We start from the raw sequence: 15131 nt of genomic DNA on the forward strand, positions 1-15131 counted from the left end.
CCTCAGGCCGGTGTGAGCTTGGCAAGCGCCCGCTTCTCCCGGCGGCGCTGCACGGAAGAGGGGATGTTCATCGCTTCGCGATATTTTGCGACCGTGCGGCGGGCGAGATCCACGCCGCCGCCCTTTAGGCGCAGCACGATATCGTCATCGGAAAGCACTGCTTCCGGCGTCTCGCTGGAAATCAGCTGGCGGATGCGGTGACGCACGGCTTCGGCCGAATGCGTGTCGCCGCCTTCTTCTGCCGAGCCGATCGACACGGTAAAGAAATATTTGAGCTCGAACAGGCCGCGTGGCGTCATCATGTACTTGTTTGAGGTGACGCGGCTGACGGTCGATTCGTGCATCTTGATCGCTTCGGCCACGGTCTTCAGGTTAAGCGGCCGCAAATGGTCGACGCCATGCATCAGGAATGCGTCCTGCTGGCGAACGATCTCGGTTGCCACCTTCATGATCGTTTTTGCCCGCTGGTCGAGGCTGCGGGCCAGCCAATTGGCGTTCTGCAGGCATTCCGACAGGAAATTGTGGTCATTGCCGTTTTTCGGGCAATGTTTCGAAACGGTGTTGAAATAGGTCTGGTTGACCAGAACCCGCGGCAGTGTCTCGGGATTGAGCTCGATCGCCCAGCCGCCAGCTGTGGCGGGCCGGACGACGATGTCGGGCGAGATTGCTTCGGAATGACCGCCTTCGAAACCGGCGCCCGGCTTCGGATTGAGCTTGCGGATCTCGGCCAGCATGTCGAGCAGGTCTTCGTCATCGACGCCGCAGATCTTGCGCAACGAGGCGAAGTCGCGCTTGGCGAGCAGGTCGAGATGGTCGATCAATGCCGCCATGGCGGGATCGAGCCTGTCTTGCTGGCGCAGCTGGATCGCCAGGCATTCGCCGAGCGAACGGGCAAAGACGCCTGGCGGATCGAGCAGTTGCAGGCTCTGGAGAATGGCTTCGACGGCTTCGGACGAGCGCCCGAGCTGGGCTGCGATCTCTTCGGTATCACCCTGGAAATAACCGGCATCATCCAGCTGATCGAGCAGGTGGACGGCGGTCAGGCGATCCGCAGCGGGGCCGATCGCAAAGGGAAGCTGCTGCTGGATATGGTCGCGCAAAGTCAGATGACCGGCGACGAAATCCTCGAGATCGTAATCGTCCCCGGATTCCCCGCCCGGCATCGATTTCCACTGGCCGGCCAGTTCCGGTGCATCGGCGCGCCGCGGCGGCATGTCGTCGGGAAAGACGTTTTCGAAGCCGGTATCGAGATCGTCGGAAATTTTCGCAGCACTGATCGTGCCGGTTCCCTCGTACCAGTCGAGGGCATTCTTTTCATCCCGCCCGTCACCGGAACCGTCTTCGCTGGAAACATCTCCGTAGCGGTCGCCGGAAGCCTCGTTATGGCCGGTCTCGTGATCATGCCGATCATGGCCGTGACCATGCTCGTGAGCGTTTTCTAGGCTGCCTTCACCCTCTCCTGCCGAAATTTCAAGCAGCGGGTTCTTTTCGACTTCCTGGGCAATGAATTGATTGAGCTCGAAATGGGTCATCTGCAGCAGCTGGATGGATTGCATCAGCTGCGGTGTCATCACCAGGGATTGCGTCTGTCGCAGAAAAAGACTGGCGGATAAACCCATGGTGGACGCGAAACTCCCCTTGAACCCGTGAGCCGCACGATCATTGTGCCGCTTCGAGCAAACCCGGGACAGGCCCCCACCCGGCCAGATCTGCATCTGGCACAAGAATTGCTTTTTTGATAGATTTGGTCAAGCGCCGCTTTTGAGCGAAATCAAATTTCTTTATTCGCTAAAGGCTGAACTTGTCGCCAAGGTAAAGGCGGCGGACGTCGGGGTTGTTGACGATGTCGTCAGCCCGGCCGTGTGTCAGTACCTCGCCTGCATGGATGATATAGGCCCGGTCGATAAGTCCGAGCGTCTCCCGCACGTTGTGGTCGGTTATCAGTACCCCGATACCGCGCGCAGTCAAGTGGCGCACCAGGTTTTGGATATCGGAGACGGAAATCGGATCGACGCCGGCAAAAGGCTCGTCGAGCAGCATGAAGGCCGGGTCGGTCGCGAGCGCGCGGGCGATTTCGAGACGGCGGCGTTCGCCGCCCGAAAGTGCCACGGCAGCCGATTTGCGCAGCTGGCCGATGTGGAATTCCTCAAGCAGTTCGTCGAGCTTGGCTTCGCGCTTGTCGCGGTTCTTTTCGTGCACTTCGAGCACGGCGCGGATATTTTCCTCGACGGTCAGGCCGCGAAAGATCGAGGCTTCCTGCGGCAGGTATCCGACGCCGAGGCGGGCGCGGCGATACATCGGCATGCGGGTGACTTCGTCGCCATTGATGGCGATCATGCCCTCATCCACCGGCACGAGGCCGGTGATCATGTAAAAACAGGTCGTCTTGCCGGCGCCGTTCGGGCCGAGCAGGCCAACCGCTTCGCCGCGGCGCACGACAAGCGAAACGCCGTTGACGACACGACGCGTGTCATAGGTCTTGGAAAGTCCGTGCGCGACCAGGGTTCCTTCATAACGCGCCTTGTCGCGGGCGATGAAGGGTTCGGGCGCGGGCTGCCGGCTGGCCGACAGGCTGGAAAGAAAAGGTATTTTCACGTGGAGACGGTTTCTATTGCTTCGGCCGCGACTTCGGATCGAGCATGATTTCAACGCGGCCGCCACAGGCATCGAGCTTGGCCTGGCCAGTCTGCATCTGCACCGTCAGCTTACAGCCCTTGAAGACGTTCGGGCCGTCGGACAGCACGACCTGCTTGCCGGTCAGAACGAAGGTCTGGCTTGCCATGTCGAACTGGCCGTTATCGGCCGTCGCCTGCTGGGTGCCGGAGGTCAGGAACACGGTGTCGTCGAGAAAGATCTTGTCGATATCGGCATTGCCGCTGGAGATCGATGCCGGAGCTGCAGCGGCGTCGCCGGCAGCGGCCGCCTTCTGCTTGTAAAGCACGGTCATCTTGCCGGCCTTCATCGTCGTCGTACCCTGCACGACCTGGACATTGCCGGTGAAGAAGGCCTTCTTTTCCTGATCCTTGATCTCGAGCTGGTCGCTCTGGATCTGAATCGGCTGGTCGTTGGAAAGCTTCATCCCAGGCATAGAGCTGGACGTGGTCTGGGCATGGGCCGCAATGGCACCGCAGGACAGGATGCCTGCTGCGATCACGGCTGCGGAGAAAGTATGAAGGCGTCGAGTGATCATGGCGGCCGTGCCCTATTTGCCTTGGTTGCGGAGGCGGACGGGGTCGAAATTGGCGCGAACCTGCCCGATGAAGGTGATTGTATGCCCCTTATCCGTTATCTTCATCGAGTTCGCAACAATCGAGCCTGCGTTCATGGAGATATTGACGGGGTCGGCTGTATTCATCAATCCGCCTGGAATGTCGAGATGCGCGGATTTGAATTTGGCGGTAATGCCATTGCTCAGATTGACGTCGAATGGCTTCGTCAGATCCAGCTTGTCGGCGCCGCGGTCGAAGTCTGCGCCGCTTGCGGTCACACGGGCGATAACGTCGTCATTGATCGGCACTGCGGCCTTGACGTCCTCGAGGCTGATCATGTTCGGGTTCTGGATATCCTGCAGCGCCCGTGTCGCGATCATCGAATAGCTGATGCCGTCCTGGTTGCGGCCGGAAATAGCCGGCTTCTCCATGACGATCTTGCCGTTTTCAATCCGCGCACTTTCGATCGAGAGGTTCTCTGGCAGGTAGGTCTTGAGGATCGCGACACCGATGAACGCGGCCGAAATGATGCCGGCGGTCACGGGCAACAGGACTTTCAGCTTGCGCACCAGCTTGGAATGCGAAAGTGCCGCCTGATAAGCCGCGGTACGCGACGTCAGCGTGCCGGCTATGCCTGCCTGTTTTGCGGTCTGCTGCAGCATGGCGATGCGCCCGGTCCTTCCGGTCTGGTCATTGTCTGGTAGCCGTCTCGAACACGGACGGGAGTGATGCGGGCTGGGTAATGCCGGCCCCAATATGGTTTTTATTTATCAACAAACAATAATGGACAACATAAAAACGTGATAGGAGCGGTTGGAAAGCCCAGAAAAGCTTCTATGTGGTGCCGGCTGGCCATCAGAATCGGCTATGCGAAACAGGCGGCATGGAGCCGACAGGGCTGACCGGGCAAGACGAGGGATATGATCGATGGATCCAATGGCAATTGCCGAAAGACGGCATCTGCGGCGTAAACTGAGCTTCTGGCGCGTGGTCGCGCTGGTCTTCCTGGTGGGTATCGGCTTTGCGCTTTACCGCGTCACGCTTGGCAGCGATTCCAGCGCGGCGGTTCCGCATGTGGCACGCGTCGATATTTCCGGCATGATCGTCGACAACAAGGAATTGCTGGAACGGCTGGAGACGATCGCCGACAACGACAAGGTGAAGGCGCTGATCGTCTCGATCAATTCGCCGGGCGGCACGACCTATGGCGGCGAACGCATCTTCAAGGCGATCCGCGAGGTTGCCGCTAAGAAGCCCGTCGTCTCCGAAGTGCGCACGCTTGCCGCCTCTGCCGGTTATATGATCGCGACCGCCGGCGACGAGATCATTGCCGGCGAAAGCTCGATCACCGGCTCGATCGGTGTCATCTTCCAGTATCCGCAGATCGACGAAGTGCTGAAAAAGGTCGGCGTCTCGCTGGAGGAGATCAAGTCCTCGCCGCTCAAGGCCGAACCTTCGCCTTTCCATCCGGCAAGCGAGGAAGCCAAGACGATGATCCGCAACATGGTCATGGACAGCTATGCCTGGTTCGTCGATCTCGTCGCAGACCGGCGCAAAATGCCGCGGGAAGAGGTCTTGAAGATCGCCGACGGCACGATCTATACAGGCCGCCAGGCGCTCGGCGTCAAACTGGTCGACAAGCTCGGCGGCGAAAAGGACATCCGCGACTATCTGCAGACCCGCGGCGTGGCCAAGGACCTGCCGATCGTCGACTGGAAAGACAAGGAGAAGTCCTCGTCCTTCTGGTTTGCTCGCTCCATGGTTCAGTTCCTGCGGCTTGCCGGTCTCGGTGACCAGCTGTCACCGGAAGCGCTGGGCGTATTCGGCACCGATAAGTTGTTCCTTGACGGTCTTGTTTCCGTTTGGCAGGTTGGGCGTGGCTGAAAGTCCAAATTTTTCAGGGGGCAAACGTGATCAAGTCTGAATTGGTGCAGATCGTCGCAGCGCGTAATCCGCATCTGTACCATCGCGATGTCGAAAACATCGTCAATGCGGTCCTCGACGAGATCACCGATGCCCTGGCCGCCGGAAACCGCGTCGAATTGCGCGGTTTCGGTGCCTTCTCCGTGAAAAACCGTCCTTCGCGCTCTGGTCGCAATCCGCGCACCGGCGAAAGCGTCTTCGTCGAGGAAAAATGGGTGCCGTTCTTCAAGACCGGTAAGGAATTGCGCGAGCGCCTTAATCCCGACCTCGCCGACGAAGACGAAGATTGAGACGGGCAGGGGGCCAGCCTCGCCCCGAAGCACCTTGAAAGCCTGACGGGCGCCCCTATTCTGCCATCAGGAGCGGCAATCTTCTGCCGCGACTGAAAAGCGCCGGGAGAATTTTATGAGCAAGTTGAAGCGGATCATCAGCCTCGTGATCTTCGTGCCGCTGGGCATCGTGCTGATCGTGCTCGCCGTTGCCAACCGCCAGAGCGTCACGCTCGCGCTCAATCCCTTCCGGCCCGAAGACAGCATGCTCTCGGTCAGTGCACCTTTCTTCTTATTCCTCATTCTTGCTGTCCTGATCGGCATGGCGATTGGTTCGGCCGTCACATGGTGGAACCAGGGCCGTTATCGCCGTCAGGCCCGTGTCGAGGCACGCGAGGCGATGAAGTGGCAGGGCCAGCATGCGGCCGCGACCACGCCGCGCACCGTCTCCCAGCTTCCGTCCAAGTAATCAGCCGTTTCGGGCATCCGAGGCCCGTCTGGTCACGGCCTCGCTGAAATCCGCAAAGAAACGCGAGCCGAGTTTTTGCGCCGCTGCCGCAATCAGCTTGGCGCCGAGCTTGGCAAGGCGCCCGCCGAGTTGCGCCTCCGTCTCGTAATGCAGCAACGTCTCGTTTCCATCGGCTTTGAGCCTCACCTTTGCAGAACCTTTGGCAAAGCCAGCAATGCCCCCTTTGCCCTGACCGGAAATCGTATAGCTCTCCGGCGCAACCACGTCTGACAGTGTGATCTTTCCGGAAAAATGCGCGGGTATCGGCCCGATCCTTACTCGGATACTGGCTTCGAGCTCGTTGGCAGAAATCCATTCCAGTGTCTGGCAGCCCGGAATGCAGGGTTTCAGCATGTCGGGATCGTTGAGCGCTGCCCAGACCACGTCACGGGGTGCGGCGATGCGTTCCTCGCCGCCAATATCACCCATCAGGCTTTCGCTGCCCTTTTCTTCGTCCTGAGGTTCCATGCGATTCCTCCCATCGTCCGGCCGTCTTCTTTGAATTCATGACGGTCTCGTCCTTAAGCATGGGGTGCGCCGTCGGGTGAGGCAAGAGGTCCGGATAGGGCGGCACGGCGGGAAAAATGCCGCAAGGTGGTGGCTGCACTTTGAAGAATGCGGTGCAAGTGTTATCTGCTGCCTTGAATTGATGAACCCGAACGGATGACCCATTGAAGAACAAGGAAAGGCGGCCGCTGTCGAAGGGCCGGCCCGATGCCGGTAGCAGCCGGCCGTCCCGCACCGCCGGGCCGGCAAAGCCGGCGCACCGCAGCGAGGCCCCCGTGCGTAAGGAAGCCCCGGCGCGCAAGGATGCTCCCGCCCGCGTACAAGCAAAGCCGCAGCAGCAGGCGAGCCAGGCAGCACCCGTCGAGACGCGCCCGCTCTGGCCGCGCAGCGGCGACCTGCCGGCCGAGCGCGTGCCCGTCATTCTCGAATCCTCTGGCGCCGGCGATTTTCACCTGATCGATACCGGCCGCGGCCTGAAACTCGAGCAATATGGCGATTACCGCATCGTCCGCCCTGAGGCACAGGCTCTATGGCAGCCGACCTTGCCGGATCATGTCTGGGAAAAGGCAAGCGCTGTCTTCACCGGCGATACCGACGAGGACGGCATGGGCCGTTGGCGGTTTCCGGCGGAAGCGCTCGGCGAAACCTGGCCGCTCTCCCTGCTCGGCGTTGATTTCCTTGGCCGTTTCACCGCCTTTCGCCATGTCGGCGTGTTCCCGGAACAGATCGTCCATTGGGAATGGATGAAAGCCCGCGTTGAGGAAGCCAAAGCCCAGGGTCGCACCCTCAAGGTCCTGAACCTTTTCGGCTATACCGGTGTCGCCTCCCTGGTCGCGGCTGCAGCCGGCGCCGAAGTCACGCATGTCGATGCCTCGAAAAAGGCGATCGGCTGGGCCCGAGAAAACCAGGCCATGTCGCGGCTGGAAAAGGCGCCTATCCGCTGGATCTGCGAGGACGCGATGAAGTTCATCCTGCGCGAGGAACGCCGCGGTAATCATTACGACATCATCCTCACCGACCCGCCGAAATTCGGCCGTGGTCCGAATGGCGAGGTCTGGCATCTGTTCGACCACCTGCCGCTGATGCTCGATGTCTGCCGCCAGCTCCTGTCGCCGAATGCTGTCGGTCTCGTACTGACTGCCTATTCCATCCGCGCCAGCTTCTATTCGATCCATGAATTGATGCGTGAAACCATGCGCGGTGCCGGCGGTGTCGTCGAATCCGGCGAACTGGTGATCCGCGAGGCAGGCCTCGACGGCAAGACCCGTGGTCGCGCATTGTCCACTTCCCTCTTCAGCCGCTGGGTACCCGCATGAGCGAGCACTATTCGAACACAGGACCGCGCCGGGTAGGGCAGGTGAAGGAAGTCACCTCACTTGCCAACCCGATCATCAAGGACATCAAGTCGCTCACCGACAAGAAGCACCGCGAGGAGAGCGGTACCTTCATGGCGGAAGGCCTGAAACTCGTCATCGATGCGCTGGAACTCGGTTGGGAAATCCGCACTCTGGTCTATGCCAAGGCCGCCAAGGGCAAGCCTCTGGTCGAACAGGTAGCAGCAAAGACGGTGGCGAGCGGCGGCCTTGTGCTGGAAGTCAGCGAAAAGGTCCTGTCCTCCATTACCCGCCGTGACAATCCGCAGATGGTGGTCGGCATTTTCGCCCATCGCTGGCAGCGTCTTTCCGATCTCGCTCCGGCCAAAGGGCAGACCTTCGTTGCCCTCGACCGTGTCCGTGATCCCGGCAATCTCGGCACGATCATCCGCACCGCCGATGCCGCCGGTGCCAGCGCCGTCATCCTGGTCGGCGAAAGCACCGACCCGTTCTCGCTGGAAACCGTGCGCGCCACGATGGGTTCGGTTTTCGCCATGCCGGTCATCCGCTGCTCGGCCGAAGAGTTTCTGAACTGGCAGAAGAGCGCCGGTGTCTCCGTTGTCGCCACCCATCTCGCCGGCGCCGTCGATTACCGCACCGTCGATTACGCGAAAAAGCCGGTCGTGATTTTGATGGGCAACGAGCAGTCCGGCCTGCCGGACAATCTCGCCAAGGCCGCCGACCGCACAGTGCGTATTCCGCAGCAGGGCAGGGCGGATTCACTCAATCTCGCCGTCGCCACCGCCGTCATGCTATTCGAGGCCCGCCGCCATCTGCTGACCCTGGAAGAAAGAAAATGACGGAAAGCCGCGCCCTCCTGTCCCGCCCGCTCAGCGCCGTGATCTTCATCGCCATCGCCGTCCTGCTCGACCAGTTGGTCAAGATCGCCGTCGAAATGTACCTGCCGCTGGAACAGGCCGTGCCGCTCCTGCCGGTTCTGGCGCTCTATCGCACCTATAATCTCGGCGTCGCCTTCTCGCTTCTGTCCGGCATGGAGCGCGAGGTGATCATCGGCATGCGGATCATCATCGTCGCTTTCGTCATCTGGCTATGGCGGAAAACCTCCAAACAGAGGCCGCTTGCCCATATCGGTTATGCGCTGATCATCGCTGGAGCGATCGGCAATCTGATCGATGGTATCGTTTATGGTCACGTGGTGGACTACGTTCTGTTCCACACCGAGACATGGTCCTTCGCAGTCTTCAATCTGGCTGACAGTTTTATTACCATCGGTGCCGGTTTCGTCATCCTCGACGAGTTGTTTGGCCCGAAAAAGAACGATCAGCAAAATTTTACCTGATTGCGCTAGGGAATGGGAAGGAAACCTCGATAGGCTCCTTCCCATGCGCGATATTGCCGAAATACAGGAACGTATCTCCGAAGCGTTCGCGTCTTCCGCGTCTGTCGACGTCGTTGAAACGACCGTCGAGCAGAGAGTGCCTCCTATTGGCCTCGGTTCAGAGGCAAAGCCGGCATCCCGCAGCTCGATCGGCGGCCTGCTGGCCCGCATCGTGCAATGGCGGCGCAGCACGCCATCCGCAAGGCTTCAACGGGATCTGAAGAATGCCGAGGCGGAAAGTGCCGCCAAGTCGCGCCAGATCGCCACCGTCGTCCACGAGCTTCGCACACCGCTCAACGGCATTTTGGGCATGACCCATCTCTTCGGCCAGACACGGCTCACCGCCGAGCAGCAGAATTACCTGAGCGGCATCCGCCAGTCTGGTTATGCGCTCGCTCAGCTGGTCGAGGATCTTCTCGATTATTCCACGCTGGAGGCCGGTCGTTTCCGGCTGAACACCCGCGCCGCAGACCTGCGCCAGCTGATCGAAGGCGTGGTCGAAATGCTGGCGCCGCGGGCCCACGGCAAACGCATCGAAATAGCGGCCACGGTGTCGGCCGAAGTGCCGGAACTTCTCGATATCGACCCCGCGCGTCTGCGCCAGGTTCTGTTCAACGTCGTTGGCAATGCGGTGAAATTCACCACGATCGGTGGCGTCCTCGTTCGTGTGCTGCTTGAAGAGAGCGGCATGATTGCGATCTCCGTCGCCGATACCGGCCCCGGAATGACACCCGAAGAGCAGATACGGATATTTGGTGAATACGAACAGGTCGGCTCTGCCGAGGCGCGCAGCGAAGGTACGGGCCTTGGCCTCGGCATCGCGTCCCGCATCCTGTCCGAATTCGGTGGTTCGCTCTCCGTCACCAGCCGCAAGGGAACCGGCAGCACCTTCATTATCCGCTTCCCGCTGCGACTTGCCGAAGATGCGGCAGCGGGGGATCACGATCGCAGCCGTGCGCTGCTGCGATCGCGCGTCCTTCTGCTCGCACCGGAGGGCCCGGCGGCCATCGCCACCGTCGCCAGCATCGAAACACTCGGCGGCGTCTGCCGCCATGTATCGAGCCCGCAGAATGTCCAGATGCTGATCGACCGCGCCGCCGCCATCGGCTCGCCCTATACCGACCTGATCGTCGATCACCGGCTGGCATCCGAATATGCCTGCGAGCCGTCCCATTCGGCGCTGCACCGTATCCTTCTCGTCAATCCGGAAGAGCGCGCCTCGCAGCCGCAGGACTTCTTCGATGCCTGGCTGATCCGGCCGCTGCGCGAAAAGTCGCTGATCGACGTCCTGAGCGGTCGCCTGCGCGGATTCGGGACGCGTGACGCCTTTGCCGACAGGGCAGCACCGTCCGCACCGCCTCCGAAACAGGAGGAGAAGGTCGATCAGGAAGTCGGTCTCGACATCCTTCTCGGCGAGGATGATCCGGTCAATGCCATGCTGGTCTCCGCTATCCTGCGCAAGGCGGGGCATCGGGTGAGGCTGATGGGGGATTTTCCATCCCTGACGGGTGCGTTGGGCGAGGCGGCGGCCGATCTGGTGATTTGTGACATGCATATGCCCGGCGGCACGATCGTCGATTTTCTCACCCATCGGGCCGCTGTCGACGTGCGTGACGTCCCCGTCGTCGTGCTGACCGGCGACAGCCGCGGCGAAGCGCGCCGCAAGGTGATCGAACACGGCGCGTGCAAAGTGCTGCAGAAGCCGGTGGATCCGGGCGTGCTGATCGAGGAAGTGCGACTTCTTGGCCGCACTGCGGTGGAACTGAAACAGGCGCGTTGACCTGTCCGTTGACGCTGAGGTTCCCAGTTCCTATTATGACAGTCTCTGTCACGTTCCTGTAGCAGAGAGATGTTTTATGACGGTGATCGAACCGGGACGGGGAAAATCACCATGGCACTTGAGCTCCTGAACCGCGAATTGACCCCAGAAGCAAACCAGGCACCGGCGCCTATCCCGGAAAGCGGCGATGTATTCGGCCGCATTGGCTCGCTGGAAACGCGGCTTGCGCGCAACGATCGTGAGATCGATGCAGCACAATCCGTACGTTTTCGCGTTTTTGCCGAAGAAATGCATGCGAAACTCAGCCCCGAGGCAATGGCCCGCCGGCGGGATTTCGACAAGTATGACGAATTCTGCGACCACCTTCTCGTCGTCGACAATGCCATAGAAGGCGAGATCGAAGACCAGATCGTCGGCACGTATCGCCTGCTGCGGCAGGAAGTGGCGATGGCGAACGGCGGGTTCTATTCGGCCTCCGAATATGACATCGAGCCGCTTCTCGCCCGCCATCCGGACAAGCAGTTCATGGAGCTCGGCCGCTCCTGCGTTCTGCCGCAACACCGCACCAAGCGCACCGTCGAGCTTCTCTGGCAGGGCAACTGGTCCTATTCGGTCAAGCACGGCATGGGCGCCATGTTCGGCTGCGCTTCCTTCTCGGGCACCAACCCGCAGGAACATGCGCTGGCCCTGTCCTTCCTGCACCATACGGTGCTCGGCAAGGAGGAATGGGCGGTCTCGGCTCTGCCCGAGCTTTATACCAACATGGATCTGATGCCTTTCGACGACATCAACGCGCGCCGGGCTGTCACGACACTGCCGCCGCTGATCAAGGGTTATCTGCGTCTCGGCGCAATGGTCGGCAATGGCGCGGTCATCGACCACGCCTTCAACACGACCGACGTGCTGATCGTCCTGCCGATCGCGTCGATTTCCGAGCGTTATGTTGCCCATTACGGCGCCGACGCCAACCGCTTCGCCACCAAGTCCGGCGACCCGATCTAAAGGACCAGCCGGACCGGAGCATCGTATTGCGCCATCGCTGCGTCGGAGGTGAGAAGGATCATCTCCTCCGACATGGCCTGCGCAATGAGGATCCGGTCGAACGGGTCCTTGTGGATGGCAGGGAGCGAAACAGTTCTCAAACCGTGCGCCGCAGTCACGGGAACTTCTCTGAAGTCGTTATCTATCAGCTTTTCGTACAGAAGCATCGGAGGTAGCGCCAAGCGCGCTCTGCCGGAGGCGTGCTTGATAGATAGTTCCCAGATGCTTGCCGAACTGAAGTAGATGATATTGTCGGGATTTTCGATTGCGCCGCGTGCCATCGCCGGTAATCGGTCTGACGCCCCGACAAGCCAGACCAGCAGGTGAGAATCCAGAAGCACCTTCACTTGCTATTGCCGTAAAAGAGCTCCTCGATCTCCTTGTCCAAGGCCTTATCCAGGTCTTCTGGAATAAAGAATTGCCCATCCAGAAAGCCGATCCGCCGCTTTTTCTTAGGTGCTTCCGCTGTCTCTGCAGTCGGGGATGTCTCAACCGGCACCACTTTCACCAGCGGCTTCCCATCCTTTTCGATGACGAAACCTTCACCCTTCGCCGCCTCGTCAGCGAGCTGCGACAGATCTTCCTGGGCCTGGGCAATATTCACGGTTTTCATGAGCATGCGCTCCGGGTGAATGTCTTCTCAGACTAATCCACCCGGAGCGCCATTTCAAGAAAGCCTTACGACCCGGAGTTGTAGGCGGCGATGGCTGCCATGTTGACGATATCCGAATCCTTGGCGCCCATCTGGGTGATCTGCACCGACTTGTCGAGGCCGACGAGAAGCGGGCCGATGACGGTCGAGGCGCCGAGTTCCTGCAGCATGCGGGTGGCGATCGAAGCCGAATGGATCGCCGGCATGACGAGGACATTGGCCGTGCCGGAAAGACGGCAGAACGGATACTGCTCCATCCGGTGCGCATTGAGCGCCACGTCGGCCGCCATTTCGCCGTCATACTCGAAATCAACCCGCCGGCCGTCGAGGATCTTGACCGCTTCGCGGACGCGTTCCGACCGTTCGCCGATAGGCTGGCCGAAGGTCGAATAGGCAAGCAAGGCGACACGCGGCTCGTAACCCATGCGCCTGGCGACCCGTGCGGCCTCGACGGCGATATCGGCGATCTGCTCGGCATTCGGCATGTCGTGCACGGCCGTGTCGGCCACGAAGATCGTCCGGCCGCGGGCAACCACGATCGAAACGCCGATCACCTTATGGCCCGGCTTCACGTCGATGCAGCGGCGTACGTCGGAAAGCGCCGTTGCATAATTGCGGGTCGTGCCCGTCACCATCGCATCCGCATCGCCCGTCGCCACCATGGTGGCGGCAAAATGGTTGCGGTCGTTATGGATCAGGCGCTGCACGTCGCGCAGCAGAAAGCCCTGGCGCTGCAGGCGCTCGTAGAGATAGTCGATATAGGTATCGACGCGATCGGAAATGCGCGCGTTGACGATCTCGATGCCCGGCCGGTCGAGGTCGATACCGGCCTTTTCGGCCGTCGCGCGGATCACGTCGTCACGGCCGAGCAGGATCGCCGTGCCGAGCTTGTGATGGGTGAAGGTGACGGCGGCGCGCATCACCTGTTCTTCCTCCGCCTCGGCAAAGACGACGCGCTTCGGGAAACGCTTAACGCGGTCGTAGATCCCTTGCGTTGTCGCGGCGATCGGGTCGCGGCGGGCGGAAAGCTCTGCGGCGTAGGCGCCGAGATCCGGAATGTCCTTCTGCGCTACGCCGCTTTCCATCGCAGCCTTCGCAACGGCGACCGGGATCGCCGAGATCAGCCGCGGATCGAACGGAACCGGGATGATGTACTGGGCGCCGAAACGCGGACGATTGCCCTGATAGGCGGCGGCAACATCATCCGGCACGTCCTCACGGGCGAGATCGGCCAGTGCCTGGGCGGCGGCGATCTTCATTGCATCGTTGATCTGGCGGGCTCGCACATCGAGCGCGCCGCGGAAGATGTAGGGGAAGCCAAGCACATTGTTGACCTGGTTCGGATAGTCCGAACGGCCGGTCGCCATGATCGCGTCGTCGCGGATGCGGGCGACTTCTTCCGGGGTGATTTCCGGGTCGGGATTGGCCATCGCAAAAATGATCGGCTTCGGCGCCAGCGAACGGATCATCTCTTCGGTAAAGGCGCCCTTCTGGGAAAGGCCGAACACGACGTCGGCACCCTTCATGGCTTCTTCCAGCGAACGGCTGTCGGTCTTCACCGCATGCGCGCTCTTCCACTGGTTCATGCCCTCGGTGCGGCCCTGGTAGATGACGCCCTTTGTGTCACAGAGCGTGATATTGGCCGGGTTGAAACCCATGGCCTTGATCAGCTCGACGCAGGCGATCGCCGCCGCACCCGCGCCGTTGCAGACGAGCTTGGTGGTCTTCAGGTCGCGGCCGGTCAATTCCAGCGCGTTGATCAGGCCGGCGGCGGCGATGATCGCGGTGCCGTGCTGGTCGTCATGGAAGACCGGGATGTCCATCAGCTCGCGCAGGCGGCTTTCGATGATAAAACATTCCGGAGCCTTGATGTCCTCAAGATTGATGCCGCCGAAGGAGGGCCCGAGAAAACGCACGCAGTTGATGAACTCGTCGACATTTTCGGTATCGACTTCGAGGTCGATCGAATCCACGTCGGCAAAGCGCTTGAACAGGACGGACTTGCCTTCCATGACCGGCTTCGAGGCCAGCGCCCCGAGATTGCCGAGGCCGAGAATGGCCGTGCCGTTGGAGATGACGGCCACCATATTGCCGCGCGTCGTATAATCATAGGCAGTCGCCGGATTGGCGGCGATCGCCAGGACCGGCACTGCGACACCCGGCGAATAGGCAAGCGACAGGTCGCGCTGTGTCGCCATCGGCTTGGTCGGGGTGATTTCCAGCTTGCCGGGACGACCTTCGGAGTGGAAGTCCAGCGCTTCCTGTTCCGTCACCGATGCGCGGTTGCGGCTAACCTTGCCGCTGTTCTTGTCATTGCTCGGACCATTCACGGGCATGTTCCTCTCCAGCTTTTTGTGGGCAGCCGTCCGTTGGAGGCCTGCGGATGTTGTCTTTAAGGGGTCAACACCGATAGTGTCGCCACTCCCAGCGTGCAACAAAAAATCGTTTCCGTGACCCAGTTTGAAAGATTCTCCATCGAAGCCCTGACTGCCGCCCAACTGGCGACGGAAGAGAGCCGCGCATCGGCCAC

At 60.8% G+C, this 15131-nt stretch carries 16 protein-coding genes; 8 read left to right on the forward strand and 8 right to left on the reverse strand.

All coding sequences use genetic code 11. From position 1 onward, the window contains the following. Positions 1 to 2: 2 nt before the first annotated feature. The 4 genes from rpoN to lptC form a co-directional block, all read right to left on the reverse strand. Positions 3 to 1619, reverse strand: a complete 1617-nt coding sequence (rpoN, locus tag FHW37_RS17340; protein WP_145638614.1) for an RNA polymerase factor sigma-54 — start codon at positions 1617 to 1619, stop codon at positions 3 to 5. Positions 1620 to 1788: 169 nt separating this feature from the next. Continuing rightward, positions 1789 to 2571 carry an LPS export ABC transporter ATP-binding protein gene (lptB, locus tag FHW37_RS17345; protein ID WP_246690825.1) on the reverse strand — a complete coding sequence of 261 codons (783 nt, stop codon included), beginning with the start codon at positions 2569 to 2571 and terminating at the stop codon, positions 1789 to 1791. Positions 2572 to 2608: 37 nt separating this feature from the next. Next, a complete protein-coding gene (locus FHW37_RS17350) occupies positions 2609 to 3190 on the reverse strand; it encodes an LptA/OstA family protein (RefSeq protein WP_145638617.1) in 582 nt (193 codons plus the stop codon). A gap of 12 nt (positions 3191 to 3202) precedes the next feature. Continuing rightward, positions 3203 to 3868 carry an LPS export ABC transporter periplasmic protein LptC gene (lptC, locus tag FHW37_RS17355; RefSeq protein WP_432442874.1) on the reverse strand — a complete coding sequence of 222 codons (666 nt, stop codon included), beginning with the start codon at positions 3866 to 3868 and terminating at the stop codon, positions 3203 to 3205. A 268-nt stretch (positions 3869 to 4136) separates the two neighbouring features. Between lptC and sppA the strand changes: the two genes are divergently transcribed. From sppA to FHW37_RS17370, 3 genes are all read left to right on the forward strand, one after another. Then, on the forward strand, positions 4137 to 5093 hold the full coding sequence (sppA, locus tag FHW37_RS17360) for a signal peptide peptidase SppA (RefSeq protein ID WP_145638620.1): 957 nt from the start codon (positions 4137 to 4139) through the stop codon (positions 5091 to 5093). A gap of 8 nt (positions 5094 to 5101) precedes the next feature. Beyond that, positions 5102 to 5422, forward strand: coding sequence for an integration host factor subunit beta (locus FHW37_RS17365; protein ID WP_186458324.1), 321 nt, complete (start codon positions 5102 to 5104; stop codon positions 5420 to 5422). Positions 5423 to 5537: 115 nt separating this feature from the next. Next, entirely contained in the window at positions 5538 to 5870 is a 333-nt protein-coding gene (locus tag FHW37_RS17370) for a lipopolysaccharide assembly protein LapA domain-containing protein (protein ID WP_145638625.1), read from the forward strand. Here the strand turns inward: FHW37_RS17370 and FHW37_RS17375 are convergent, their stop codons facing one another. Continuing rightward, on the reverse strand, positions 5871 to 6377 hold the full coding sequence (locus FHW37_RS17375) for an SRPBCC family protein (RefSeq protein WP_246690807.1): 507 nt from the start codon (positions 6375 to 6377) through the stop codon (positions 5871 to 5873). It lies immediately after the preceding gene. A gap of 203 nt (positions 6378 to 6580) precedes the next feature. On the opposite strand from FHW37_RS17375, the gene FHW37_RS17380 reads away from it, so the two are divergent. The 5 genes from FHW37_RS17380 (at position 6581) to FHW37_RS17400 (ending at position 11910) form a co-directional block, all read left to right on the forward strand. Further along, positions 6581 to 7732: a class I SAM-dependent methyltransferase gene (locus FHW37_RS17380; protein WP_145638627.1), complete on the forward strand. Its 1152-nt coding sequence runs from the start codon at positions 6581 to 6583 to the stop codon at positions 7730 to 7732. Then, entirely contained in the window at positions 7729 to 8589 is an 861-nt protein-coding gene (locus FHW37_RS17385) for a TrmH family RNA methyltransferase (protein WP_145638629.1), read from the forward strand. The genes FHW37_RS17380 and FHW37_RS17385 overlap by 4 nt, the downstream gene beginning before the upstream one ends. After that, a complete protein-coding gene (lspA, locus tag FHW37_RS17390; protein WP_145638631.1) occupies positions 8586 to 9089 on the forward strand; it encodes a signal peptidase II in 504 nt (167 codons plus the stop codon). Before FHW37_RS17385 ends, lspA begins: the two co-directional genes overlap by 4 nt. A 43-nt stretch (positions 9090 to 9132) precedes the next feature. After that, positions 9133 to 10908 carry a hybrid sensor histidine kinase/response regulator gene (locus FHW37_RS17395; RefSeq protein WP_145638633.1) on the forward strand — a complete coding sequence of 592 codons (1776 nt, stop codon included), beginning with the start codon at positions 9133 to 9135 and terminating at the stop codon, positions 10906 to 10908. 111 nt (positions 10909 to 11019) lie between these two features. Beyond that, positions 11020 to 11910 (forward strand): GNAT family N-acetyltransferase, encoded by an 891-nt coding sequence (locus FHW37_RS17400; protein ID WP_145638635.1) that lies wholly within the window; start codon positions 11020 to 11022, stop codon positions 11908 to 11910. Here FHW37_RS17400 and FHW37_RS17405 read toward each other — a convergent pair. The 3 genes from FHW37_RS17405 to FHW37_RS17415 all read right to left on the reverse strand — a co-directional run bounded on the left by FHW37_RS17405 (position 11907) and on the right by FHW37_RS17415 (position 14937). Then, positions 11907 to 12296, reverse strand: a complete 390-nt coding sequence (locus FHW37_RS17405; protein WP_145638637.1) for a type II toxin-antitoxin system VapC family toxin — start codon at positions 12294 to 12296, stop codon at positions 11907 to 11909. The two genes, FHW37_RS17400 and FHW37_RS17405, sit on opposite strands and share 4 nt — an antisense overlap. Next, positions 12293 to 12562, reverse strand: a complete 270-nt coding sequence (locus FHW37_RS17410) for a type II toxin-antitoxin system Phd/YefM family antitoxin (protein ID WP_145638639.1) — start codon at positions 12560 to 12562, stop codon at positions 12293 to 12295. The genes FHW37_RS17405 and FHW37_RS17410 overlap by 4 nt, the downstream gene beginning before the upstream one ends. 65 nt (positions 12563 to 12627) lie before the next feature. Next, positions 12628 to 14937, reverse strand: coding sequence for an NADP-dependent malic enzyme (locus FHW37_RS17415; RefSeq protein WP_145638641.1), 2310 nt, complete (start codon positions 14935 to 14937; stop codon positions 12628 to 12630). Positions 14938 to 15131: the final 194 nt, after the last annotated feature.

The organism is Neorhizobium alkalisoli, assembly GCF_007829835.1.
Classification (GTDB): domain Bacteria; phylum Pseudomonadota; class Alphaproteobacteria; order Rhizobiales; family Rhizobiaceae; genus Neorhizobium.

Coding starts and splice junctions, on each gene's coding strand:
- rpoN (WP_145638614.1), bottom strand. CDS start 1,619: ATGGGTTTATCCGCCAGTCTTTTTCTGCGACAGACGCAATCCCTGGTG.
- FHW37_RS17350 (WP_145638617.1), bottom strand. CDS start 3,190: ATGATCACTCGACGCCTTCATACTTTCTCCGCAGCCGTGATCGCAGCA.
- sppA (WP_145638620.1), top strand. CDS start 4,137: ATGGATCCAATGGCAATTGCCGAAAGACGGCATCTGCGGCGTAAACTG.
- FHW37_RS17370 (WP_145638625.1), top strand. CDS start 5,538: ATGAGCAAGTTGAAGCGGATCATCAGCCTCGTGATCTTCGTGCCGCTG.
- FHW37_RS17375 (WP_246690807.1), bottom strand. CDS start 6,377: ATGGAACCTCAGGACGAAGAAAAGGGCAGCGAAAGCCTGATGGGTGAT.
- FHW37_RS17385 (WP_145638629.1), top strand. CDS start 7,729: ATGAGCGAGCACTATTCGAACACAGGACCGCGCCGGGTAGGGCAGGTG.
- lspA (WP_145638631.1), top strand. CDS start 8,586: ATGACGGAAAGCCGCGCCCTCCTGTCCCGCCCGCTCAGCGCCGTGATC.
- FHW37_RS17395 (WP_145638633.1), top strand. CDS start 9,133: ATGCGCGATATTGCCGAAATACAGGAACGTATCTCCGAAGCGTTCGCG.
- FHW37_RS17400 (WP_145638635.1), top strand. CDS start 11,020: ATGGCACTTGAGCTCCTGAACCGCGAATTGACCCCAGAAGCAAACCAG.
- FHW37_RS17410 (WP_145638639.1), bottom strand. CDS start 12,562: ATGAAAACCGTGAATATTGCCCAGGCCCAGGAAGATCTGTCGCAGCTC.
- FHW37_RS17415 (WP_145638641.1), bottom strand. CDS start 14,937: ATGCCCGTGAATGGTCCGAGCAATGACAAGAACAGCGGCAAGGTTAGC.